This window comes from Pseudomonas citri (assembly GCF_025336485.1).
Taxonomy (GTDB): domain Bacteria; phylum Pseudomonadota; class Gammaproteobacteria; order Pseudomonadales; family Pseudomonadaceae; genus Aquipseudomonas; species Aquipseudomonas citri.
In genome coordinates, this window is the sequence record NZ_JAODAB010000005.1 from 222,375 (window position 1) to 245,028 (window position 22,654).

Below are 22,654 nucleotides of genomic sequence, written 5' to 3' on the forward strand. Positions count from 1 at the left end.
GCTCCTTGAGTGGATTGAACGAGGTATCAGTCTAGAGTGGTTTTTTTTCTTGATAAGCGCGCTAATGGGCAACCTTTGGTTTTCAATTGGAAACAATCCAATGAGCGAAATGGATGACCTGGCGGCGTTCGCCGTGTTGATCGAGGCCGGCAGTTTCACGTTGGCGGCGCAGCAATTGGGGTGCAGTAAGGGGCAGTTGTCCAAGCGCATCAGCTTGCTGGAGCAACGCTTTTGCGTGGTGTTGCTCCAGCGCACCACGCGGCGTTTGAGCCTCACGGCGGCTGGGGCGGCTTTGTTGCCCCAGGCCCAGGCGCTGCTGACCCAGGTGGAAAGGGCGCGTCAGGCCTTGGCCCGTTTGAAGGATGACATTTGCGGGCCGGTACGGATGACCGTTCCGGTTTCGTTGGGGGAAACCTTCTTTGAAGGGTTATTGACGGAGTTTGCTCGCGTTTACCCCGACGTGCAGATCGAGCTGGAACTCAACAATGGCTATCGCGACCTGTCCCGCGATGGCTTCGACTTGGCGATTCGCTCCGACGCCGCCCTCGATGAGCGGCTGGTGGCCCGTCCACTGCTGGCCTGGTACGAAATGACCTGCGCCAGCCCGGCTTACCTTGAACAGTATGGCGAGCCTGAAAGTCCTCAGGCCCTGGCGGAGCATCGTTGCCTGCTCAACAGCCATTACAGCGGTCGGGAGGAGTGGCTGTATCACCAGCGCCATGAACTGTTGCGCGTCCGCGTCTCGGGGCCGTTCGCCAGCAACCATTACAGCCTGTTGAAGAAAGCCGCCCTGGCCGGCGCCGGAATCGCCCGGTTGCCGTCATACCTGCTCAACGAGGAATTGGCCGACGGGCGCTTGCGCTGGTTGCTGCGGGATTTTCAGACCCGTCGCATGCCAATGTATCTGGTGCATCCGTATCAGGGTGGCTTGCCGAAACGGACCCAGGTGCTGGCCGACTATTTGATCGACTGGTTCAAGCGCAGTGGCGAGGCGCTGGATCGGCTTCATTGATGCCAGCTCAGTGGGCGTAGCGCCTGGCGATCAGGTGATCGAGGGATAGCACCCCCGGCCCGCGAGCCGTCAGGTAGAGCAAGACCGCCGCCCAGGTGCCGTGGGTCGGGTAGGCATCCGGGTAGACGAACAGTTGAATGGTCAAGGTCATGCCCAGCAGGGCCAGGGCTGAAAAGCGTGTCGCCAGGCCAAGCAGGATCAGGACCGGGAACACGTGCTCGGCGGTGGCTGCCAAGTGCGCGGCCAGTTCCGGCGAGAGCAAGGGCAAGGCGTATTCGCTCTGGAACAGAGGAATGGTGGAATCCGCCAGATGCGGCAGGCCGATCTGGAACCTGCCGTCGAACAGGTCGATGGCCAGGCCTTCGATTTTGGTCTGGCCGGATTTCCAGAACACCGCCGCGATGGAAAATCGTGCGATGAAGGCGATGAGGCTGTGGGGAATTTTCTCCAGCCGTTGAATGAAAGCGGCAATCAGGGCGTTCATGGGCACACCTGTTCAGGTAAGAGTTGGGTGATGGCCTGGTAGCGGATCAGCCCCGCCAGGGTGTGTTCCAGGTCGACCTCGGGTGAGGCTTCAATGGCCGCAGTCAGGGACAACCCCTCTTGCAGGCAGGAGATGAACCCATAGGCAGCGTCGCTGATTGCCAAGACCTCGACGTCGAGACCGTTGCGCAGCACTAGGGCGTTCTGCTCGGGAAACGTGTCGAACGGCACGGGCGTCTGTTGTTGATGGGCGGCCCAGATCGTCACCACGGCGAAGGGGGATCGCAGCAGGCGCAGGGACGGGTGAAGGCCGATCCTAAGGTGCTCTGCAAGCATGGGGGACGACAACACTTCAACGATCCGTTCGCCCGCCATGGGCTCAGCGTCGGCAGCGTGCCAGGCTTGCATTTGCAGCCGTTCCAGGCGGGCGACATCCGCTAGGTAAGGCACACTGGCGGCGGGCTCGAAACCTTCGATGAACCCGGCGAAGTCGCCCCCGTAGTCGCTCATCACCGGGCTTCGCGGCGCACTCGACTGGACGTAGACCCCAGCCATGGCCCGGAAAAATGCCTCGCCCACCAGTTGCGCCACTACCGGGTAGTTGTCGGCCAGGGCGTTGATCAATGAGCTGAGCACGTTGTTGCGGTACACCGCGAAGCGGCCTAGCGGGTCGGCGCCATTCGTGCAGACCAGGCCGGGTGGGCATGCCTTGCGCGGGTCGAGCAGGGCGGCGGCGAATTCGCTTTGGCGGCTCATGACCGGGCTCCAGCGTTGTTCAAGAGTCGATCGGCCTGACGCGCTTCGGCCAGCAACACCGCCAAGGCCGGGATGTGGTTGTCTCGCTCGATCAAGGTGGCCACCGGCCCGGTCCGTTCCAGTGCCTTGAGGTAGAGCTGCCAGACTTCGTGGTCGATGGGCGCGCCGTGATCGTCGATCAGCAGGCGCTCGCCCAGGCTGTCGGTGTCTTCGGCGAAGCCGGCCAGGTGGATTTCACCGGTGGCCTGCAAGGGCAGGGCGTCGAGGTAGGCCAGTGGATCGCGGCTGTGGTTGATGCACGAAACGTAAACGTTGTTCACATCCAGTAGCAGGCCGCAACCGGTACGGCGAACAACCTCGCCAATGAACTGAGGTTCATCGAGGGTCGAGGCTTCGAACGCCAGGTAGGTCGCCGGGTTTTCCAGCAGCAGTGTGCGTTTTAGTCGGGACTGCACCTGATCGACGTGTTCGCAGACCCGCGCGAGCGTGGCCTCGTCGTAGGCCAGGGGCAGCAGGTCATTGAGGAACGCCGGGCCGTGGCTGGACCAGGCCAGGTGTTCGGAAAAAGACTGGGGCTGATAACGTTCGATCAGTACGGCCAGGCGCTGCAAATGCGCGACATCCAGCGGCCCCTCCCCACCGATCGACAGGCCGACGCCGTGCAGCGACAACGGATACTGTTCGCGTATCTGCCCCAGGAAATGATGACGCGGCCCGCCGGCCACCATGTAGTTTTCCGCGTGCACTTCGAAGAAACCCAGGTCCGGTCGACTCTGGAGTACTTCACAGACATGCTCGCTCTTGAGCCCCAGGCCGGTCCTTGGCGGCAACCGGTTGTCTGTGGCGAGGCGGGGGAAATCCAACATGGCGGCGGGCCTCAGGCAGAGTCGATCAGGACTTGGCTTTGAATGCTTCGAGCTGGCCGAAGCCGGTGGGCGAGGTCTTGCTTTCGGTGGTGAGGCAGGTGCCTTTCGGAACCAGTTTCCAGGCGTTGGGCTGGTGGTCCATTTTGGCGGTGCCGGCACAGGTGGTGCCAGCGCCTGCGGCACAGTTGTTCTGGCCTTTCATGGCGACACCGAAGCATTTTTCCATGTTGTCGTCGGCGGCATGGGCGGTCGATACGGCCGCGATGCTCAGGGCGGAACCGAGGGCCATGACCAGGGCGGTGGCGGACAGGGTACGGGTTGCAGCACTCATGATGTTTCTCCAGTTCTTCTTGGGAAATGAACCGGCGTTAGCGCCGGTCTGCTGAACTAGAGAAGCGAGGTGGGGAAGTGTTACAGCGGGTCCTCGATTTTTTTTTGTTTACCCCCCAAACCCAATAAGGTGAGAGTTGATTGTGTGGGAGCAAAGCTTGCTCGCGAAACAGGCGCCCCGATTTCTGAAAGATCGCATTGCCTTCATCGCGGGCAAACCTTGCTCCCACAAAAAACGGCCCGAAGGCCGTTTTCCGTGTAGCGCAATGACTCAACCGCCCAGGTACGCCTCGCGCACCTTCGGGTCGGTCAGCAGAGCCTCACCGGTGCCTTGCATCACCACCCGACCGTTCTCCAGCACGTAGGCCCGGTCGGCGATTTTCAGCGCCTGGTTGGCGTTCTGCTCCACCAGGAACACCGTCACGCCATCCTTGCGCAGTTGTTCGATGATGTCGAAGATCTGCTGGATGATGATCGGCGCCAGGCCCAGGGAGGGTTCATCCAGGAGCAACAGCTTGGGCTTGCTCATCAGCGCCCGGCCGATGGCGAGCATTTGCTGTTCGCCGCCGGACATGGTGCCGCCGCGCTGGGTGAAACGCTCTTTCAGGCGTGGGAAAAGGTGCAGTACCTTGTCCATCTGGTCCTGATAGTCGCCCTTGTCGGTGAAGAAGCCGCCCATGGCGAGGTTTTCTTCCACGGTCAGTCGGGCAAACACCCGACGGCCTTCCGGCACTACGGCGATGCTCTTGCGCATGATCCGCGACGAGTCCTGGCCCACCAGTTCCTCACCCATGTAGCGGATGCTGCCGCTGTGGGCCCGGGGCGAACCGCAGAGCGTCATCAGCAGGGTGGATTTACCGGCACCGTTGGCACCGATCAGCGTCACGATCTCGCCCTGGCGGACTTCGACGTTGACGCTGTGCAGGGCCTGGATCTTGCCGTAGAAGGTGGAAACGTTTTCGAACTGCAGCATTTACGCTTCCCCCAGGTAGGCTTTGATCACTTCAGGATTGTCACGGATCTGTTCCGGCGAGCCGTCGGCCAGGGGCGTGCCCTGGTTGATCACGACGATGTGGTCGGAAATGCTCATGACCAGCTTCATGTCGTGTTCGATCAGCAGCACGGTGACGTTGTGCTCCTCGCGCAGCACGCTGATCAACGCCTTCAGGTCTTCGGTTTCCCTCGGGTTCAGGCCGGCGGCCGGCTCGTCGAGCATGAGGATTCGCGGGCGGGTCATCATGCAGCGGGCGATTTCCAGGCGCCGTTGCTGGCCGTAGGCCAAGGTTCCGGCGGGGCGGTTGGCGAACGCCTTGAGGTTGACCTTCTCCAGCCAGTACTCGGCGTACTCCATCGCCTCGCGTTCGCTCTTGCGGAACGACGGCGTCTTGAACAGGCCGGCAAAGAAGTTGGTGTTGAGGTGACGATGCTGGGCGATCAACAGGTTCTCGATCGCCGTCATGTCCTTGAACAACCGCACGTTCTGGAAGGTGCGCACCACGCCCTTGAGGGCGATCTTGTGACCCGGCAGGCCTTGGATCGGCTCGCCGTCCAGCAGGATGCTGCCGCCGGTGGGCTGGTAGAAGCCGGTCAGGCAGTTGAACACGGTGGTCTTGCCCGCGCCGTTCGGCCCGATCAAGGCCACCACTTGTTTCTCTTTTACCGTCAGGGCGACGCCGTTGACGGCCAGCAAACCGCCGAAGCGCATGCTCAGGTTTTCGACTTTGAGGATCTCGCGGCTCATTTGCGCAGCTCCATGTGTGGGCGTTGCATAGGCAGCAGACCTTGAGGACGCCAGATCATCATCAGCACCATCAGGGCGCCGAACATCAACATGCGGTATTCACTGAATTCACGCATCATTTCGGGCAACAGGATCATCACCACCGCCGCCAGGATCACGCCCAACTGCGAGCCCATCCCGCCCAATACCACGATGGCGAGGATGATCGCCGATTCGATGAAGGTGAACGATTCAGGGGTCACCAGGCCTTGGCGAGCGGCGAAGAAGCTGCCCGCGAAACCGGCGAACGAGGCGCCGAGGGTAAAGGCCGAGAGCTTGATCACCGTCGGGTTGAGACCCAATGCACGGCAGGCGATTTCGTCTTCGCGCAAGGCTTCCCACGCACGACCGATGGGCATGCGCAGCAGGCGATTGATGACGAACAGCGCGCCGAGGGCCAGCAACAAGGCAACCAGGTACAGGAACACCACTTTGTTCACCGGGTTATAGGTCAGCCCGAAGAACTCGTGGAAGGTCTGCATGCCTTCGGCCGCCGAGCGCTCGAAGCTCAGCCCGAAGAACGTCGGCTTGGGAATGTTGCTGATGCCGTTGGGGCCGCCGGTGAGGTCGGTGAGGTTACGCAGGAACAGGCGGATGATCTCACCGAAACCCAGGGTCACGATAGCCAGGTAGTCACCACGCAGGCGCAACACCGGGAAGCCCAGCAGGAACCCGAACGTGGCGGACATCATCCCGGCGATTGGCAGGCAGATCCAGAAGCTCCAGCCGAAGTAGTGCGACAGCATGGCATAGCTGTACGCGCCCACCGCGTAGAAACCCACGTAGCCCAGGTCCAGCAGGCCGGCCAGGCCGACCACGATGTTCAAGCCCAGGCCCAGCAACACGTAGATCAGGATCAGCGTGGCGATGTCCACCGCGCCCCGGGAGCCGAAGAACGGCCAGATCAGCGCAACCACGATCAGGCCGACGATGATTGCGCGCTGGGTGCGCGGCAGGGTCAGGAACTGGCTGACCTTGGGCGAGACCAGGGGGCCACGCTCGGAACGCATCAGGGTGGCGAACTGCGGGGTGAACAGCACCCGCAGGAACATCAGCACCGAGCACAGGGCGATGACGGACAGCGTCAGCGGACCGGTGCCATGCACTTCAAGGTTGATGCCCACGATGCTCAGCTTCAGGCCGAGGACGGGGAAGGCCACGGCCCAGACCAGCAGGGCGCTGAACAGCGCCTGTCGAAGATATTTGCTCATACTTTCTCAACCTCCGGACGGCCCAGAATGCCGGTCGGCCGGAACAACAGGACCAGGACCAAGAGACCGAACGCCACCACATCTTTGTATTGGTCACCGAAGATATCGGCGCCGAACGCTTCGGCCACACCCAGCACCAGGCCACCGAGCATCGCGCCCGGGATGCTGCCGATGCCACCCAGTACCGCCGCGGTGAAGGCCTTGAGGCCGACCAGGAAGCCGGCGTTCGGGTTGATCACGCCGTACTGCATGCTCAGCAGTACCGCGGCGACTGCCGCCAGGGCGGCACCGATGACGAAGGTCAGGGCGATGATGTTGTTGGTGTTGATGCCCAGCAGGTTGGCCATCTTGATGTCTTCGGCACAGGCGCGGCAGGCGCGACCCAGGCGGGAGCGGGAGATGAACAGGGTCAGGCCGAGCATGGCGACCAGGGTCACGATGAAGACCAGGATCTGCATGTAGGAAACCAGGACTTCTTCCGCGCCGCCCGGGCCGAAGGAGAAACTCCCCGGGATCAGGTTGGGGATGGACTTGTCCTTGGAGTCCTGGGACAGCAAGACGGTGTTTTGCAGGAATATCGACATGCCGATGGCGGAAATCAGCGGGATCAGACGGTTGCTGTTGCGCAAGGGGCGGTAGGCAACGCGTTCGATGCTGTAGCCATAGGCACTGGTAACGACGATCGACGCCAGGAACGCGGCGGTCATCAACAGCGGCAGTGAGTGGATGCCCAGCATGGCCAGCCCGGCAAGGGCGATGAAGGCCACGTAGGAACCAATCATGTAGACCTCGCCATGGGCGAAGTTAATCATTCCAATGATGCCGTAGACCATTGTGTAGCCAATGGCTATCAAGGCATAGGTGCTGCCAATGGTCAGGCCATTAACCAGCTGTTGGAAAAAATGATAGATCTCAGGCATTACAGCGCTCCTAAAAACCCGATACGCATTTCACTGGTGGAGTCATGTTCCGGCCCGGTGCTGTGTTCTCTGAGCACATTTGCACGGGGCGTTTGCCAGCGAACCGCTGGTGACGGTTTTAAGATTTTCAGGTGAACCAGCGCCCGGATCGCGGGTGCCTGGCCCATAAACCTCGTAAAACAAAGCCCACTGCTTGCACAGTGGGCTTTGTTAACCAATAACGCCTGGCTTACTGAGGGGAAACTTCAGTTTTTGGCTTGCCGAAGTGCCACTGGTAGACCACGAACTTGAAGTCCTTCAGGTCGCCCTTGTCGTCGAACGACAGCTCGCCGGTCGGGGTCTTGAAGGTGCCTTTGTGGATCGCTTCGGCGACCTTGGCGGTGTCATCGCTCTTGGCGGCCTTGATGCCTTCGGCGATCAGTTCCACGGCGGAATAGGCCGGGAACACGAACGGACCGCTTGGATCCTTGCCGTCAGCCTTGATGGCGTCGACGATGGCCTTGTTCGCAGGATCGGCGTCGAAGGACTTCGGCAGGGTTACCAGCAGACCTTCGGAAGCGTCCTGGGCGATCTGCGAAATGGAGTCGTTGCCGACGCCTTCCGGACCCATGAACTTGGCGTTCAGGCCTTTTTCCTTGGATTGACGCAGGATCAGGCCCAGCTCTGGGTGGTAGCCGCCGTAGTAGACGAAGTCGACATTGTTCTGCTTGAGCTTCTGGATGATCGAGGAGAAGTCCTTGTCACCGGCGTTCAGGCCTTCGAACACGGCCACTTTCACGCCCTTGCCTTCCAGGGTCTTCTTCACGGCCGAAGCGATGCCTTCACCGTATTGCTGCTTGTCGTGCAGGACCGCAACGACTTTCGGCTTGACGTGGTCGGCGATGTAGTTGCCGGCGGCAGGGCCCTGGGCGCTGTCCAGGCCGATGGTGCGGAAGACCAGCTTGTAGCCACGGGTGGTGATGTCCGGGCTGGTGGCCGCTGGGGTGATCATGATCACGCCTTCGTCTTCATAGATGTCCGAAGCGGGTTGGGTGGAGCTGGAGCACAGGTGGCCGACGACAAACTTGACGCCATCGTTGACCACTTTGTTCGCCACGGCTACGGCTTGCTTGGGATCGCAAGCATCGTCGTACTCCTTGGCTTCGAGCATCTTGCCGTCGACGCCGCCCTTGGCGTTGATGTCCTTGATGGCCTGTTTCGCGCCGACGAACTGCATGTCGCCGTACTGGGTCACCGGACCGGTCTTGGGACCGGCGATGCCGATCTTGATGGTATCGGCGGCGAAGGAATGGCTGGCAACCCCGGCCAGAACCATAGCGGCAAACAGTTTGGAAATCTGCTTAGTAGCCTTAGTCATAGTGCTCCACTCTACTGTTGTAATTTTTATAGTCCTGGCGCCGTAGCAGCAGAACCGGGTCAGATATCTCGAATATCCTCGCGGAAATGCCCCCGGCAACTGTACCGGTACAGTGTAGAGCGCCGATTGTTGGCAAGGGAAGCTGGCGCTTGGGGGCAAAACCTGAGGGTGTCGCTTTGTTGAAAGGAAAAGACAGAATAGCGGCGTTGGTTGTCCGGTCAAATCGGCAATCCCTTGGCTTTCCTGAGCTTTTCAATCCGTACTCCAATTGCTACCGGGTTTTTCTGCCAGGCCACCGACGTTATCATTCGCGCCGATTTCTTTTCCGGACAGTTCCCATGAATCAAGAACCTAGCACCCTCTATGCCAAACTGCTTGGGGAAACCGCATCCATCACCTGGAAAGAGTTGGAGCCGTTCTTCGCCAAGGGTGCCCTATTGTGGGTCGATCCGGCACTGGATTTGATCGCCGCCGCCGAGGCCGTCGCCCAGGATGAAGGCGACAAAGTCGCCGCCTGGCTGGCCGCCGGGCAGCTCGCCAAGCTGTCTGAAACGCGGGCGCTGGATTTTCTGGAACGTGATCCGACGCTATGGGCGGTGGTGGTTTCGCCTTGGATAATGATCCAGGAAAGGGCGTCGAAATGATCGATGCACCAAAATGGATCGCGTCTCGGGCAATGGGAAAGTGTGTAGGTGAGTAGCGTGATGGCATCCTGCCGTGGTGAAACGCCACAGGGCAGGGTGACGTATACGTAACGGGAACAGTTTATGGAGCAGCCTTTGGGCTGCTCAATTGTTTCTGGATGTTGGATTTGTAGTGTGATCGGGCCGCCATCGCGAGCAGGCTCGCGATGGCGGCGACGCGGTGTTGCGCCTACCTCAATACGTCCGGCCCGTATGGTTGTTCAGCGAAATGACCTTGGTCTTGCCAATGCGATGGCGGTAGATCTCGCGCAGGTACTTGATGGCTTTCTTCACGCAGTCGCGGGACAGGCGGATGTCGTTGATCGAGACGAATTTGTCCTTGTCGCTGATGAGTTCGCGGTACTTCTTCTCGTACATCGGCTTGATGGCGTACCAGTTGGTGTCGAGGATCTTCGCCGGGTTCTCGAACTCGTTGAGCAGGTCGTCGATGCGTTCTTCGTCGAAGTCTTCGTTGATGATGAAGTCCAGGATCGAGTTGTCCAGGGTGTCGTCGAAGCGGTACGGCGTGCGCGCGAAGCAGCGCTTGATGAAAGCCACGATGAGGGTCAGGAAGTCATCCGACAGGCACGGGCTCTTGGCGATCAGGGTCGTCAGCGACAAGTTCGCCGAGGCGCCGATCACCAGGGCGTAACGCTTGAGCGTGGTGTTGGGGAACAGGCTGTTGAGGTGGGTCTTGAGCCGGTTCAGGTCCATGTAGGACAGCTTGTAGTCCTTGGGCAGCGAGACGATCGAGACCACCGACGAGCAGTTCTTGAAAAAGTGCAGGTCATGCAGGGCGGCGGCGTCGTAGCCGGAGTTCTTGTATTGCTCCAGCGAGGCGCGGTAGCGCTTGGATTCGATTGGCAACAGGCTGATGCCTTCGATGGCCTGGGTCACCTTGTTGAAGTGCGGCAGGTCGATGGAGCGGAAGAACAGGTCGTCGATGTTCAGGCGTGGCGGCTCTTTATCGAACACCTTGAACTTGTCGCTGCTGGGGGCCGGGGTTTCCGGGACCACGGATTCCGCATAGGCGATCGCCACCGGGCCGGCCAGGCTCATGAACAGGTCGTTGGCGTCCAGGCGAATGGTTTCGCCGATGTCGATGCCGGCACGCCGGAAATAGTTCTGATCGTAGTCGGTGGTCACGGCCTGGGCCGTCAGGATGTTGAAGATCTGCTGGGAGATGTACTGGTTGGCGTGCTTCTCCATGGCATTGACGTCAATGTTCTGGATGTTGCCGTCATCGTTCTCCTCGGCATAACGCATGATGTCGTTGGAAATCAGCATCATCGCGTTCCACGGACGGATACGGCCCATGACGCTGGCTTCGCTGCTGTCTTCGTTGGCGAAGTTGTACGAGAAATCCCATTCTTCCGACAGGTATTTGCACAGCAGGCGTCCGGCGTTGATGTGCAGCGCTTCGGACATTTCGCTGCGGTGGTCGGAAATGTTCGGCAGCACGCAGATGCCGCTGGTGAAGATCGGTTCGAAGACGAAGGAATGACCGCTCTTGCTGTCGTGTTCGTCCATCGGCTTGGTGTCGAACGTCTTGTTCATGTACGAGTACTGCTGGGCCAGGCCGAACTCCGAGGCCATGCCCGAACCCGTACCGCCACCGGCACTGAAGATCGAGAAATACAGGCGCGATTGGTTGGCTTTGATGCCGCAGCTGTCGATCAGGTACGAGTGGATCATTTTCCAGTCGGGGCTGGAGAAGCGCTGGGTGTCTTTGTTCAGGATGATCTTGGCCAAGTATTGGCCGAGGATCGGCGCGTTACCGGCACCGCCAGCGTGGACTTCCGACAAGTCCATGATTTTCATTTTGCTGTAGTCGCGCAAAAAGCCGGTTTTTTCGCCCTTGCGCGAGAAGCGGATGCGCCCGGCGATGTCCTTGTCCAGGTCGCCCAGCATCACCAGTGGTTCGACGAGGAACACCGGCTTGCTCGCCTTGCCATTGCCCAGGCGCAGGTTGTGACGGATCCACTGCGCGGGGCTGTAGCCCTTTTCGCGATAGTGCTTGTCTTCGGCGTTGAATTCGTTGAGGTAGAACTTGCGCGCGTTGTACACCAACTCCGCCACGTCCAGTGCGATGTTGGAGCCGCAGCGCCCCAGGCCGATCAGGCACACCGACGGGAATTCCTGCTGGTCGCGCTCGCTCTCGTCATCCACCAGGTGTGGCGGGCGTGGGAACACGGTGTCACGCAGGCCGTCGAGGTTGTCGAGGATGCGGTCGGTATTGGTCTCGGTGAAATACAGGTACTGCTGGGTCGACAAGGGGCGTGAGGCGCTCGACACCGTCGATGTTTCAAAGCCGTTGGCGGCCGGGCCCAGGGTCAGATCGGATACCGCAGTGGCTGTTTTTTTGGAAGTCATTGTGCGCCGTACGCCTGAACTGGTGGGTTGGACGACCGCTGTCATCGAACCATAGCGGATGAAAGAAGCTTCATGATGGATCGGCCATCGGGACATGATCTTTAATCAGGAACCGGCAAAATGATGGCAATTGTTACAGGATATTGATCAGCATCAAGAAAGGCCCTGGCCGTCATGGGCGGGTATCAGCCTGGCGAATGATCGCAGACATCCCGCACGCCGCTGTCTAGATTGCAGGTTCAGGGCTCGGATGCTCGCCGTTGCCCAAAAACAATAAGAGACGGACCCATGCAGAACTCGACCCAAGCGGCGAATGCCTGGCGCATTCTGTTCCTGCTGTTCCTGGCCAACCTGTTCAATTTCTTCGACCGCACCATCCCGGCGATCATCATCGAGCCGATCCGCATGGAATGGAGCCTCAGCGACTTCCAGATCGGCATCATCGGCACCGCTTTCACGCTGGTCTACGCCATCGCCGGCCTCCCGCTGGGACGCCTGGCCGATACGGGTTCGCGCAGCAAATTGATGGGCTGGGGCCTGGCGACCTGGAGTGCGCTGACGGCGGTCAATGGCCTGGTGGGCAGCTTTTGGGCGTTCCTGGTGGTGCGCATGGGCATCGGCATTGGCGAGGCCAGTTACGCGCCGGCTGCCAACTCATTGATCGGCGACCTGTTCCCGGCCCATCGCCGGGCGCGGGCCATGGGCATTTTCATGCTGGGTCTGCCGATCGGCTTGCTGCTGGCTTTTTTCACCATCGGGGCGATGGTCAAGGCGTTCGACAGCTGGCGCGCGCCGTTCTTCATCGCGGCGGTGCCCGGGTTGGTGCTGGCGTTGTTCATGTTCTTCATCAAGGAACCCAAACGCGGAGCGGCGGAAGCCGGGCAGGTGTCCCAGGAAAAAATCGACCGGCCGATCCGTCGGGTGCTGGCGATTCCCACCTTCCTGTGGCTGGTGCTGGCGGGGCTGTGCTTCAACTTCGCCACTTATGCCTGTAATTCATTCCTGGTGCCGATGCTGCAGCGCTACTTCCTCATGCCTTTGCACGAGGCGGCGGTGGCCACCGGGATCATGGTGGGCGTGACCGGGTTGTTCGGCTTGACCCTCGGTGGCTGGATCGCCGACAAGATTCACCAGCGCGTGCCCAGCGGTCGTCTGCTGTTCGCTGCGTTCAGCCTGGTGATCTCGACGCTTACCACCGCGTGGGCGTTGCATGCCGGGCGGATCGAAATCGGTGTGTTCGTCGCGGTGTTCAGTGTCGGCTGGCTGTTTGCCTATAACTTCTACACCTGCGTGTACACGGCGATCCAGGACGTGGTCGAGCCGCGCCTGCGGGCCACGGCGATGGCGTTGTTCTTCGCTGGGCTGTACCTGCTCGGCGGCGGTCTCGGGCCGGTGGTGGTGGGCGGTTTGTCCGATTACTTCGCCCGCACGGCGATGGCGGCGGCCGGGAGCGAGCAGATGAGCGAAGCGTTCAAGGCCATCGGCCTGCATGACGCCATGTACCTGATCCCGGTGGCGCTGTTCTTGACCATGCTGTTCTTGTTCCTGGCCTCGCGCTGCTTTGTGCGGGATGCCAGGCGGATGAAGGAAGGGATGGGGGCGGTGGCGGAGCCGGAGGTGGTCGCGGCGACGGCTTGATTGGTTTGGCGTGGATTTTGAACGGTCGCTTTTGTGGCGAGGGAGCAAGCTCCTGCCCTGTGGGAGCTTGCTTTGCTCCCACAACCTACCCGTCTCTTGAGTCGATGATGGGCTATTCGACAGCCTCGTAAGGAAGTCCCACGTAATTTTCCGCGATGGTCCGGCGGCCGGCTTCGGAGTCGACGAAATACTCCAGTTCCGCTTCGCTGATGCGCTGGTTGAAGGCATCGTCGTCGAAGCGGTGCAGCATCGAGGTCATCCACCAGGAGAACCGCTCGGCTTTCCAGACCCGTCGCAGGCAGATGGCGGAGTATTTTTCCAGCAGGTCCACGCGTCCATCGCGATAGACCTTGAGCAGGATATTGAACAGCGTGCTGACGTCGCTGGCCGCCAGGTTCAAGCCCTTGGCGCCCGTCGGCGGGACGATGTGGGCCGCGTCGCCCACCAGGAACATCCGCCCGTACTGCATCGGCTCGACCACGAAGCTGCGCAGCGGCGCGATGCTTTTTTCGATCGACGGACCGGTGACCAGCGCATCGGCCAGATCGAAGGGCAGGCGGCGCTTGAGTTCGGCCCAGAAGCGCTCGTCCGGCCAGTCGCTTACCTGTTCCTCGGCGGGCACTTGCAGGTAATAGCGTGTTCGCGTCCTGGAGCGCATGCTGCACAGGGCGAAACCGCGTTCGTGGCGGGCGTAGACCAATTCATCGTGAACCGGCGGGGTGTCGGCCAGGATGCCAAGCCAGCCGAACGGATAGACCCGTTCGAAGACCTTGAGTCTTTCAGCCGGGATCGATTGTCGCGCGACGCCGTGGAAGCCATCGCAACCGGCAATGTAGTCGCAGTCCAGGCGCCAGGTCTGTCCCTGGTGTTCGAAGGTCACGAAGGGCTGGTCGGTCTGCATGCCGTGGGGCTGGGCGTTATCGACCTGGTACAGGGTTCGGGCACCGGCCGCCTCGCGCGCCGCCATCAGGTCGCGGGTCACTTCGGTCTGGCCGTAGATCATCACATTCCGGCCGCCGGTCAGTCCCTTCAGGTCGATATGCACACGGCGACCATTGAGCGCCAGTTCGAAACCGTCATGGGGCAGGCCTTCGGTGTCCATGCGCTGGCCGACACCGGCCTGGCGCAACAGCTCGGCCATGCCTTGCTCCAGCACACCGGCGCGGATGCGGCCCAGCACATAATCCGGGGCCTGGCGTTCGAGGATAACCGTGTCGATCCCGGCATTGTGCAGCAATTGGCCCAGCAGCAGGCCAGAGGGGCCGGCGCCGATAATGGCAACTTGGGTCTTGAGCATGTTCATTGTTGTTATGACTCGCACGAGGCACGCGACCAAGGTCGGTGTTGATTGGGGTGCCTGCATTTTTCGCTTGCGCAGCTGTCAGTTGAAGGGGAAAACTGAGCCGATACCTGTACTTTCTGCCAATCGGTGCGATTATCGCCCGCAACCCGAGGCCGATTCTCTTTATGAAAAAATCCGAACTGCCTTCGATCCCCGTGTTCAAGCTTTACGGCGAGGGCCAGGATTGGCCGACCCCGGACCTGTTGCACTGTGAAACCATTTCCAAGCGCAGTCGCGAGCATCAGTGGGAGATCAAGCCACACCGGCATGCCGATCTCTGTCAATTATTGTTCGTTTTCAAAGGGCGGGCGGAGCTGGAAATCGAAGGTCGGCGCACGTTACTCGACGAGCCGGCGGTGCAGATCCTGCCGCCGCTGTCGGTGCATGGCTTTCGCTTTTCCGAGGATGTGGACGGTTACGTGGTCACCCTGGCGGCACCGTTGGTGACGCACCTGCAAGGGCAACTGGGCCACTCGGTGGACATCCTGGCCCAGGCCGAAAGCTACCCGGCGGGCGAGAACGCCGATTACCTCAATAGCCTGTTCAGCGCGTTGCAGAATGAATATGCAGGTCATCAACCGGCCCGGGAGATGCTGATGCACGCCCTGGTCAGCGTGATCATGGTCTGGGTCAGCCGCCAGGTGATGCAGCGTCGGACCCAGGCCCAACGTCCGCAGCGGGCCCGGGAATACCTCAACGGTTTCATTCAGTTGGTGGAAGAGACCTATCGCCAGCACGTCAAGGTCGAGGACCTGGCCCATCGCCTGGGCATTTCCGTGTCACACCTCAACGGCACCTGTCGCGAGTTGGCGGGGCAGCCCGCGTTGCAGATCATGCATGAGCGTCAGTTGCTGGAGGCCAAGCGGTTGCTGACCTACACCGGCATGACCATCTATGAGATTTCAGAACTGCTCGGGTTTTCCGACCCGACCAACTTCACCCGGCTGTTCCGCCGACGCGTCGGCATCTCGCCCAAGGCCTTCCGGGACCGGCTCAAGACCGATCAGCCGGACGATTGAAGCGGCCCTAGGCTCTGTACGAAAAGCCTTGGTACTCGTTCATGCTGCGTTGAAAACAGCCTCGCCTGACCTTCGTCTCAAGACTTTTCGTACAGAGCCTCAGCGCAAGGCGTTCAGGGTTGCGTTGTGGGGGATGCAACGTTCCAGGTTGCAACTGGCGTACTCACGGGGTTGTTGCCGGGCCTGCTCGACCCGGTAGGCCGCGGTGCCATACAGCGCAAGCGTGGCGGTGCAGGTGATGAAAATGGCAAGGCGCCGTTTTGTTCTGATGTCCATGGCAGTGACCTCTGAACGAATACCCGGGGGTACTACTATTGAGCATAGCTTGTGGAAGCAAGGGTTGCTCCCACAAGCTCGCCCCACAGGGGACAGAGGGGGGCGGCGATTACGCCAGGTGCTCAGGCTTCATCGGATCGCCCGGTTTCACATCCAGTTGCTTGCGCACGTCTTCGAACATTTCGTCGTAGTACTTGTGCATCGAGCCGATGCTGGCGGTCTTGGGCAAGCCGTATTTCTGGGCAATGCGCGTGGCGTGGCGGGCGAAGTCGAAGGCTTGGTCCTTGGCGAGGAAAAAGCGCTCGTCCACGGTGTTTTCCTCGATCGTGCCGTGCACGCGGAATGTCATGCCCTGGCCCTCCTTGGGGTCCTGGGCAGTTTCGTAGTCGATGCACAGGTTGTAGCTGAAATCTTCCTTGTTCAGCGCATGACGCTCCATGTGCAGGTGACCCGGTTCGAACATGGCCATGGGCGAATCTCCTTGAAGGGCGGGGTGTAAGGCAGACCGTGCGTGCACCCCGCAAGTTTCCTGTCAGCGATAGACGATGCCTGGCGTCGCGGTACTGACGCGGGTGCCGGCGGTGCCCTGGACGATAGCATCGATCTCTGACAGCGAGCCGATCACCGCGACGTTGCCAGTGTTGCGGGCGAATTCGCAGGCGGCCTGGACCTTGGGCCCCATGGAGCCAGCGGCGAAGCCGAGCTTTTCCAGGTAGTCCGGGTGGGCTTGGGCAATGGCTTTTCGGGTCGGCTTGCCGAAGTCGACGAACGCGGCGTTGACGTCCGTGGCAATCACCAGCAGGTCGCTCTCCAGTTGTTCGGCCAGCAGCGCCGAGCACAGGTCCTTGTCGATCACCGCTTCCACGCCTTGCAGCTTGCCGTCGGCGTCGTACATCGTCGGAATACCACCGCCGCCGGCGCAGATCACGATGCTGCCCTTTTCCAGCAACCACTTGATCGGGCGGATTTCGAAGATGCGTTGGGGTCGTGGGCTGGCGACCACCCGGCGGAACTGGTCGCCATCCGGGGCGATGGCCCAGCCTTTCTCGGCGGCCAGCTTCTGCGCCTCTTGCTGGCTGTAGACCGGACCGATGGGCTTGGTCGGGTTCTGGAACGCCGGGTCGTTGGCGTCCACTTCGACCTGGGTCAGGAGCGTGGCAAAGGGCACGTCGACGTCCAGCAGATTGCCCAGTTCCTGTTCGATGATATAGCCGATCATGCCTTCGGTTTCCGCGCCGAGCACATCCAGCGGATAGGGCGTGACCGAGGTGTAGGCAGCGGCCTGCAACGACAACAGGCCGACCTGCGGACCGTTGCCGTGGGCGATGACCAATTGGTTGCCGGGATGAATCTTCGCGATCTGCTCGGTCGCGGTGCGGATGTTGCTGCGTTGATTGTCTGCGGTCATGGGTTCTCCCCGACGCAGGAGGGCGTTACCGCCCAGGGCAACGACGATGCGCATGGTGCTGTCCTTTCAAAAATGGATCGAACAATGCGGTCTCTCTGTGGGGTTCTAGATATCCGCCAGCGCCGCCACCAGGATCGCCTTGATGGTGTGCATGCGGTTTTCCGCTTGCTCGAAGGCAATGTTAGCCGGGGATTCGAAGACCTCTTCGGTCACTTCCACACCGTTGGCCAGGTTCGGATAGCGCGCGGCGATGTCCTTGCCGACCTTGGTCTCGCTGTTGTGGAACGCCGGCAGGCAATGCATGAATTTCACTCGCGGGTTGCCCGAGGCCTTCATCATTTGCGCGTTGACCTGGTAGGGCAGCAATTGCTCGATGCGCTCGTCCCAGGCCTCCACCGGCTCACCCATGGACACCCAGACGTCGGTGTGGATGAAGTCCACGTCCTTGACCGCTTCTTTCGGATCTTCGGTGAGGGTGATGCGGGCGCCGCTTTCGGCGGCGAAGGCTTGGCATTGATCGATGAAATCCTGGTGCGGCCACAAGGCTTTCGGCGCGCCGATGCGCACGTCCATGCCCAGCTTGGCGCCGATCATCAGCAGCGAATTGCCCATGTTGTAGCGCGCGTCACCCAGGTACGCATAGCGAATGTCATGCAGCGGTTTGTCACTGTGTTCGCGCATGGTCAGGGTGTCGGCGATCATTTGGGTGGGGTGGAATTCGGCGGTCAGGCCGTTGAACACCGGCACCCCGGCGAACTTGGCCAGTTCCTCGACGATCTCCTGCTCAAAGCCCCGGTATTCGATGGCGTCGAACATCCGCCCCAGGACCCGGGCGGTATCCTTCATGCTTTCCTTGTGGCCGATCTGCGAGGACACCGGGTCGATGTAGGTGACGTGGGCGCCTTGGTCATGGGCCGCGACTTCGAAGGCGCAGCGGGTGCGGGTCGAGGTTTTTTCGAAGATCAGCGCGATGTTCTTGCCCTTGAGATGCGGCTGCTCGGTGCCGGTGTATTTGGCGCGCTTGAGGTCGCGGGACAGGTCCAGCAGGTAGTGCAGCTCGCGGTTGGTGTGGTGCATCAGACTCAGCAGGCTGCGGTTGCGCATGTTGAACGCCATGATGTGGATCTCCTTGGGTGTCGGTTATCCCCTGGACCCGTCTGGGGTAAATGCGGGCCCAGGCTCGAAGGTCAGTAATCGATCGGGTCGCGAATGATCGGGCAGGTCATGCAGTGACCACCGCCCCGGCCTCGGCCCAGTTCGCTGGCGCTGATGGTGATGACTTCCACCCCGGCCTTGCGCAGCAAGGTGTTGGTGTAGGTGTTGCGGTCGTAGCCAATGACCACGCCCGGTTCCAGGGCCACCACGTTGTTGCCGTCGTCCCATTGCTCGCGCTCGGCGGCGAAGCTGTTGCCACCGGTTTCCACCACGCGCAATGCCGGCAGCTTGAGCGCGGCGGCCACGGTGTCGAGGAAGCTGCTTTCTTCCCGGCGCACGTCGATGCCACCGGGTTTGCTGTCGTCAGGGCGCAGGGAGAAGGCGACGATCTGGCTCACCACTTCCGGGAAAATCGTCACCAGATCGCGGTCGCAGAAACTGAATACGGTGTCCAGGTGCATGGCCGCCCGCGACTTCGGCAAACCGGCGACGATCACCCGTTCCACGGCGTTGTGCTTGAACAGGTTCAGCGCCAACTGGCCGATGGCCTGGCGGGACGAACGCTCGCCCATGCCGATCAGCACTACGCCGTTGCCGATGGGCATCACGTCGCCACCTTCGAGGGTGGCGTTGCCGTGGTCCTGGTCCGGGTTGCCGTACCAGACCTGGAAATCGGCTTGGGTGAATTCGGGATGGAATTTGTACAGGGCGCTGGCCAGCAAGGTTTCCTGGCGGCGCGCTGGCCAGTACATCGGGTTCAGCGTTACCCCGCCGTAGATCCAGCAAGTGGTGTCGCGGGTGAACTGGGTGTTGGGCAGCGGCGGCAGGATGAAACTGGAGTGCCCGAGGAAGTCGCGGAACATCTGGATCGTCTTGCCGCCGAAGCTGTCCGGCAGGTCATCGGCCGAGACCCCGCCGATCAGGTATTCGGCGATGTGGCGCGGTTCGAGGGTGCGCAGCCAGGCGTCGACTTCGTGCACCAGGCCCAGTCCCACCGAATTGGCGGTGATCTTGCGTTGCAGGATCCAGTCCAGGGCCTCGGGAATGGCGACGACATCGGTCAGCAGGTTGTGCATTTCCAGGACATCGACATCACGCTCGCGCATCTTGGTCACGAAGTCGAAATGGTCGCGCTTGGCCTGGTTGACCCAGATCACATCGTCGAACAGCAGCTCGTCGCAGTTGTTCGGCGTCAAGCGCTGGTGCGCCAGGCCTGGAGAACACACCAGGACTTTACGCAGTTTGCCGGCTTCGGAATGAACGCCGTATTTCACTTTTTCCGTGGTCATTGCATTTCCTCCAGTGAAAACCATTGGCCCGCTACAGGGTCAGGAAACCGTCGTAGAGCCCATAGGCAGCCACCAGGGCTCCGGCGATCACGGCGGCGAAAATCAGTTTCTCGAGGGTGGTGAAAACCGGTTTGCCCACTTCGCGCTTGGCCTTGGCGAACAGGATCGCGCCGGGGGCGTAGAGCAAGGCGGAGAGCAGCAGGTACTTGACCCCGCCGGCATACAGCAGCCACATCGCGTAGACCAGGGCGATGGCGCCGATGGCCAGGTCCTTGCGTCGCTCGGCCAGGGCGTTCTCGTAGGTTTCGCCACGCACCGCCAGCAGCACCGCATAGGCTGCCGACCACAGGTAGGGCACCAGGATCATCGAAGTGGCGAGGTAGATCAGCGACAGATAGGTGCTGGCCGAGAACAGGGTGATGATCAAGAACAGTTGGACCATCGCGTTGGTCAGCCACAGGGCGTTGGCCGGCACGTGGTTGGCGTTCTCGCGGCGCAGGAAGGCCGGCATGGTGTGGTCCTTGGCGGCGGCGAACATGATCTCGGCGCACAGCAGCACCCACGACAGCAGGGCACCGAGCAGCGAGATGACCAGGCCGACGCTGATCAGCACCGCCCCCCAGTGACCGACGACATGCTCCAGCACGGCGGCCATGGACGGGTTCTGCAGCTTCGCCAGTTCCGGCTGGGTCATGATGCCCAGCGACAGCACGTTGACCAGCACCAGGAACAGCAGCACGGTGATGAACCCGATGACCGTGGCCTTGCCTACGTCTGCACGTTTTTCGGCGCGGGCGGAAAAAATACTCGCGCCCTCGATGCCGATGAACACCCATACGGTGACCAGCATCATGTGCCGTACCTGGGTCATGACACTGCCCAGGTCCGGATTTTTAGCGCCCCAGATGTCGGCGGTGAAAATGTCCAGCTTGAAGGCGAAGACCGCGATCAGCACGAACAGCGCCAGCGGCACGACCTTGGCGACGGTGGTCACCAGGTTGATGAATGCCGCCTCCTTGATGCCTTGCAGCACCAGCCAATGCACCGCCCACAACAACACCGAGGCCCCGATCACCGCCGCGACAGTGTTGCCCTCACCAAAGATCGGGAAGAAGTAACCCAGGGTGCTGAACAGCAACACGAAGTAACCGACGTTGCCGAGCCAGGCGCTGATCCAGTAGCCCCAGGCCGATGAGAAACCCATGTAGTCACCGAAACCGGCCTTGGCGTAGACGTAGACGCCGCCGTCCAGGTCGGGCTTGCGGTTGGCCAGGGTCTGGAACACGAAGGCGAGGGTCAGCATGCCCACCGCGGTGATGGCCCAGCCAATCAGAATGGCGCCGACATCGGCACTGGCGGCCATGTTTTGCGGCAGGGAAAAGATCCCGCCACCAATCATCGAACCGACCACCAGGGCGATCAACGCACCCAGTCGAAGTTTTCCGGGGGTAGTAGACATTGGCATGCTCCGCAACAGGAGAGAGTCGAAAGCCTATGTCTATTTTTGCCGCCATTAGCTGATCTACATCAGGCTGGAGGGCGGATCGGATTTCATTCGGGATCGCTGCGTGCTCCCGTGTCCGCCAGCGCCGTCGTCACCGGACGGGACCAGATCCACAGGTTGCCCAGGCCCATGCCGGCCAACGCCAGGTAGATCGGCCAGCCGTGACCGAGGGTTGCCAGCATCAGTGCGGCGCAAGCCAGCATGCTGAGGGTGGCGCCGACCTTGGCCCGGCGTGGGATGACCTTGCCGTTGCGCCAGTTGTGCAGCATCGGCCCGAACAGCCGATGCTGCTCCAGCCAGGCGCTCAGGCGTGGCGAACTGCGAGTCGCGGCCCAGGCGGCCAGCAGGATGAATTCGGTCGTCGGCAGGCCGGGCACGACGATGGCGACCAGGCCGATGGCCAGGCTGGCATAGGCGAGTAGCCCGAAGAGTATTTGGCTGAGTTTCGAGGGACGGTTCATCGGTCTCTTTCAGTCGTGCGCAATTTCCGTGGGAGCGAGCAGGCTCGTTCCCACAATGGAAAAGCAGCCATTCAGGCCAGCTCGGCGGCATAAGCCTGTTCAAGCAGCACGGTAAAGCGGTTGAAGGCGTCCAGCGCGCCCTGGTCCGCTTCGGCTTCCTGCTGTTCGCTGAAGGCCAGGTCATCGAGGAGGCGGGTGAAGGTTTTCCAGCCTTCGGCACGACCGCCCGCCGGTTCCGCCAGGTGCCGGGCGCCGAAGGTTTCGCTCAGGCCCAGGCCCACGGCGCGTTTGATCAGGAACGCGGCGCCGAGCTTGGAGCCTTCGGAGACGAACAGCCAGCCCAACGCCTCGGCTTGGGTCGGGTTCTTCAGCGCACCGGCCACCGGCGCGGGGACTTCGGTGTCCAGGTCCGCCAGGTCGATTGCGACAGCTTCGGCGCGGCAGCGGGTCGGCAGGTCGGGAATCAGTGCCGCCAGCTCAGCGTCGTTGTACAGCGCCATCAGTTCCGACTGGAACAGGTACTGGGCGACGACGAAGCGGGCATAGCTGGCCGTGGTTTCGAACGGGGCGTGGGCCTTGACCAGGGCGTCGAGCCTGGCGTGGGGTTCGTGGGTGATCTGGTTGAGGCGTTGGGAGCGGGAAGCGGAACGTTGTGTGGTCATGAAAAATTCCTTCGAATGAGAGCATTGTGGTGAGCGGGGTTCTTCGCCGGGGTGTGGGAGCAAAGCTTGCTCGCGAAACAGACGCCTCTATATCTGAGGGACCGCATCGCTTTCATCGCGGGCAAGCCT

The 22,654-nt window shown here is 61.2% G+C and carries 23 protein-coding genes; 4 read left to right on the forward strand and 19 right to left on the reverse strand.

Annotated elements, in window-relative coordinates; translation table 11 throughout:
- Positions 1 to 100 precede the first annotated feature (100 nt).
- Positions 101 to 1,012 carry a LysR family transcriptional regulator gene (locus N4Q37_RS08300; protein ID WP_260956825.1) on the forward strand — a complete coding sequence of 304 codons (912 nt, stop codon included), beginning with the start codon at positions 101 to 103 and terminating at the stop codon, positions 1,010 to 1,012.
- Between the two features lie 7 nt (positions 1,013 to 1,019).
- Here the strand turns inward: N4Q37_RS08300 and N4Q37_RS08305 are convergent, their stop codons facing one another.
- From N4Q37_RS08305 to N4Q37_RS08345, 9 genes are all read right to left on the reverse strand, one after another.
- Positions 1,020 to 1,496 carry a DoxX family protein gene (locus N4Q37_RS08305; protein WP_260956826.1) on the reverse strand — a complete coding sequence of 159 codons (477 nt, stop codon included), beginning with the start codon at positions 1,494 to 1,496 and terminating at the stop codon, positions 1,020 to 1,022.
- Positions 1,493 to 2,251, reverse strand: a complete 759-nt coding sequence (locus N4Q37_RS08310) for an HvfC/BufC N-terminal domain-containing protein (RefSeq protein WP_260956828.1) — start codon at positions 2,249 to 2,251, stop codon at positions 1,493 to 1,495. Before N4Q37_RS08310 ends, N4Q37_RS08305 begins: the two co-directional genes overlap by 4 nt.
- Positions 2,248 to 3,117 carry an MNIO family bufferin maturase gene (bufB, locus tag N4Q37_RS08315; protein WP_260956830.1) on the reverse strand — a complete coding sequence of 290 codons (870 nt, stop codon included), beginning with the start codon at positions 3,115 to 3,117 and terminating at the stop codon, positions 2,248 to 2,250. The genes N4Q37_RS08310 and bufB overlap by 4 nt, the downstream gene beginning before the upstream one ends.
- Before the next feature lie 25 nt (positions 3,118 to 3,142).
- Positions 3,143 to 3,448 carry a BufA1 family periplasmic bufferin-type metallophore gene (locus N4Q37_RS08320; protein ID WP_260956832.1) on the reverse strand — a complete coding sequence of 102 codons (306 nt, stop codon included), beginning with the start codon at positions 3,446 to 3,448 and terminating at the stop codon, positions 3,143 to 3,145.
- Between the two features lie 270 nt (positions 3,449 to 3,718).
- Positions 3,719 to 4,420: an ABC transporter ATP-binding protein gene (locus N4Q37_RS08325; protein ID WP_260956834.1), complete on the reverse strand. Its 702-nt coding sequence runs from the start codon at positions 4,418 to 4,420 to the stop codon at positions 3,719 to 3,721.
- On the reverse strand, positions 4,421 to 5,188 hold the full coding sequence (gene livG / locus N4Q37_RS08330; protein ID WP_260956836.1) for a high-affinity branched-chain amino acid ABC transporter ATP-binding protein LivG: 768 nt from the start codon (positions 5,186 to 5,188) through the stop codon (positions 4,421 to 4,423). It lies immediately after the preceding gene.
- A complete protein-coding gene (locus tag N4Q37_RS08335) occupies positions 5,185 to 6,438 on the reverse strand; it encodes a high-affinity branched-chain amino acid ABC transporter permease LivM (protein ID WP_260956838.1) in 1,254 nt (417 codons plus the stop codon). The genes livG and N4Q37_RS08335 overlap by 4 nt, the downstream gene beginning before the upstream one ends.
- Positions 6,435 to 7,358 (reverse strand): high-affinity branched-chain amino acid ABC transporter permease LivH, encoded by a 924-nt coding sequence (gene livH, locus N4Q37_RS08340; RefSeq protein ID WP_260956839.1) that lies wholly within the window; start codon positions 7,356 to 7,358, stop codon positions 6,435 to 6,437. The genes N4Q37_RS08335 and livH overlap by 4 nt, the downstream gene beginning before the upstream one ends.
- Before the next feature lie 229 nt (positions 7,359 to 7,587).
- Positions 7,588 to 8,715, reverse strand: a complete 1,128-nt coding sequence (locus N4Q37_RS08345; protein ID WP_260956841.1) for a branched-chain amino acid ABC transporter substrate-binding protein — start codon at positions 8,713 to 8,715, stop codon at positions 7,588 to 7,590.
- 338 nt (positions 8,716 to 9,053) lie between these two features.
- Between N4Q37_RS08345 and N4Q37_RS08350 the strand changes: the two genes are divergently transcribed.
- Positions 9,054 to 9,359, forward strand: a complete 306-nt coding sequence (locus N4Q37_RS08350; protein WP_260956843.1) for a DUF2288 domain-containing protein — start codon at positions 9,054 to 9,056, stop codon at positions 9,357 to 9,359.
- 234 nt (positions 9,360 to 9,593) lie between these two features.
- On the opposite strand, the gene N4Q37_RS08355 is transcribed toward N4Q37_RS08350, so the two are convergent.
- Positions 9,594 to 11,771 carry a hypothetical protein gene (locus N4Q37_RS08355; RefSeq protein ID WP_260956845.1) on the reverse strand — a complete coding sequence of 726 codons (2,178 nt, stop codon included), beginning with the start codon at positions 11,769 to 11,771 and terminating at the stop codon, positions 9,594 to 9,596.
- A gap of 288 nt (positions 11,772 to 12,059) precedes the next feature.
- Between N4Q37_RS08355 and N4Q37_RS08360 the strand changes: the two genes are divergently transcribed.
- A complete protein-coding gene (locus tag N4Q37_RS08360; RefSeq protein ID WP_260956847.1) occupies positions 12,060 to 13,409 on the forward strand; it encodes a spinster family MFS transporter in 1,350 nt (449 codons plus the stop codon).
- A 112-nt stretch (positions 13,410 to 13,521) separates the two neighbouring features.
- On the opposite strand, the gene pobA is transcribed toward N4Q37_RS08360, so the two are convergent.
- A complete protein-coding gene (gene pobA / locus N4Q37_RS08365) occupies positions 13,522 to 14,712 on the reverse strand; it encodes a 4-hydroxybenzoate 3-monooxygenase (protein ID WP_260956850.1) in 1,191 nt (396 codons plus the stop codon).
- Positions 14,713 to 14,876: 164 nt separating this feature from the next.
- On the opposite strand from pobA, the gene N4Q37_RS08370 reads away from it, so the two are divergent.
- Positions 14,877 to 15,770 carry a helix-turn-helix domain-containing protein gene (locus N4Q37_RS08370; RefSeq protein WP_260956852.1) on the forward strand — a complete coding sequence of 298 codons (894 nt, stop codon included), beginning with the start codon at positions 14,877 to 14,879 and terminating at the stop codon, positions 15,768 to 15,770.
- A 99-nt stretch (positions 15,771 to 15,869) separates the two neighbouring features.
- Here N4Q37_RS08370 and N4Q37_RS08375 read toward each other — a convergent pair whose 3' ends face one another.
- The 8 genes from N4Q37_RS08375 to N4Q37_RS08410 form a co-directional block, all read right to left on the reverse strand.
- On the reverse strand, positions 15,870 to 16,046 hold the full coding sequence (locus N4Q37_RS08375) for a hypothetical protein (RefSeq protein ID WP_260956853.1): 177 nt from the start codon (positions 16,044 to 16,046) through the stop codon (positions 15,870 to 15,872).
- Between the two features lie 109 nt (positions 16,047 to 16,155).
- The gene (locus N4Q37_RS08380) at positions 16,156 to 16,515 is read right to left on the reverse strand and encodes a DUF5064 family protein (RefSeq protein WP_260956856.1); all 360 of its coding nucleotides are present in this window, start codon (positions 16,513 to 16,515) and stop codon (positions 16,156 to 16,158) included.
- Positions 16,516 to 16,578: 63 nt separating this feature from the next.
- Positions 16,579 to 17,508, reverse strand: coding sequence for a carbamate kinase (gene arcC, locus N4Q37_RS08385; protein ID WP_260956858.1), 930 nt, complete (start codon positions 17,506 to 17,508; stop codon positions 16,579 to 16,581).
- A gap of 51 nt (positions 17,509 to 17,559) precedes the next feature.
- Positions 17,560 to 18,570: an ornithine carbamoyltransferase gene (locus N4Q37_RS08390; protein ID WP_260956860.1), complete on the reverse strand. Its 1,011-nt coding sequence runs from the start codon at positions 18,568 to 18,570 to the stop codon at positions 17,560 to 17,562.
- A gap of 71 nt (positions 18,571 to 18,641) precedes the next feature.
- Positions 18,642 to 19,898, reverse strand: coding sequence for an arginine deiminase (gene arcA / locus N4Q37_RS08395; RefSeq protein WP_260956862.1), 1,257 nt, complete (start codon positions 19,896 to 19,898; stop codon positions 18,642 to 18,644).
- 31 nt (positions 19,899 to 19,929) lie between these two features.
- Positions 19,930 to 21,357 carry an arginine-ornithine antiporter gene (gene arcD, locus N4Q37_RS08400; protein WP_260956864.1) on the reverse strand — a complete coding sequence of 476 codons (1,428 nt, stop codon included), beginning with the start codon at positions 21,355 to 21,357 and terminating at the stop codon, positions 19,930 to 19,932.
- Positions 21,358 to 21,449: 92 nt separating this feature from the next.
- Positions 21,450 to 21,863, reverse strand: a complete 414-nt coding sequence (locus N4Q37_RS08405; RefSeq protein ID WP_260956866.1) for a YbaN family protein — start codon at positions 21,861 to 21,863, stop codon at positions 21,450 to 21,452.
- A 71-nt stretch (positions 21,864 to 21,934) separates the two neighbouring features.
- Positions 21,935 to 22,525 carry a biliverdin-producing heme oxygenase gene (locus tag N4Q37_RS08410; RefSeq protein ID WP_260956868.1) on the reverse strand — a complete coding sequence of 197 codons (591 nt, stop codon included), beginning with the start codon at positions 22,523 to 22,525 and terminating at the stop codon, positions 21,935 to 21,937.
- Positions 22,526 to 22,654: the final 129 nt, after the last annotated feature.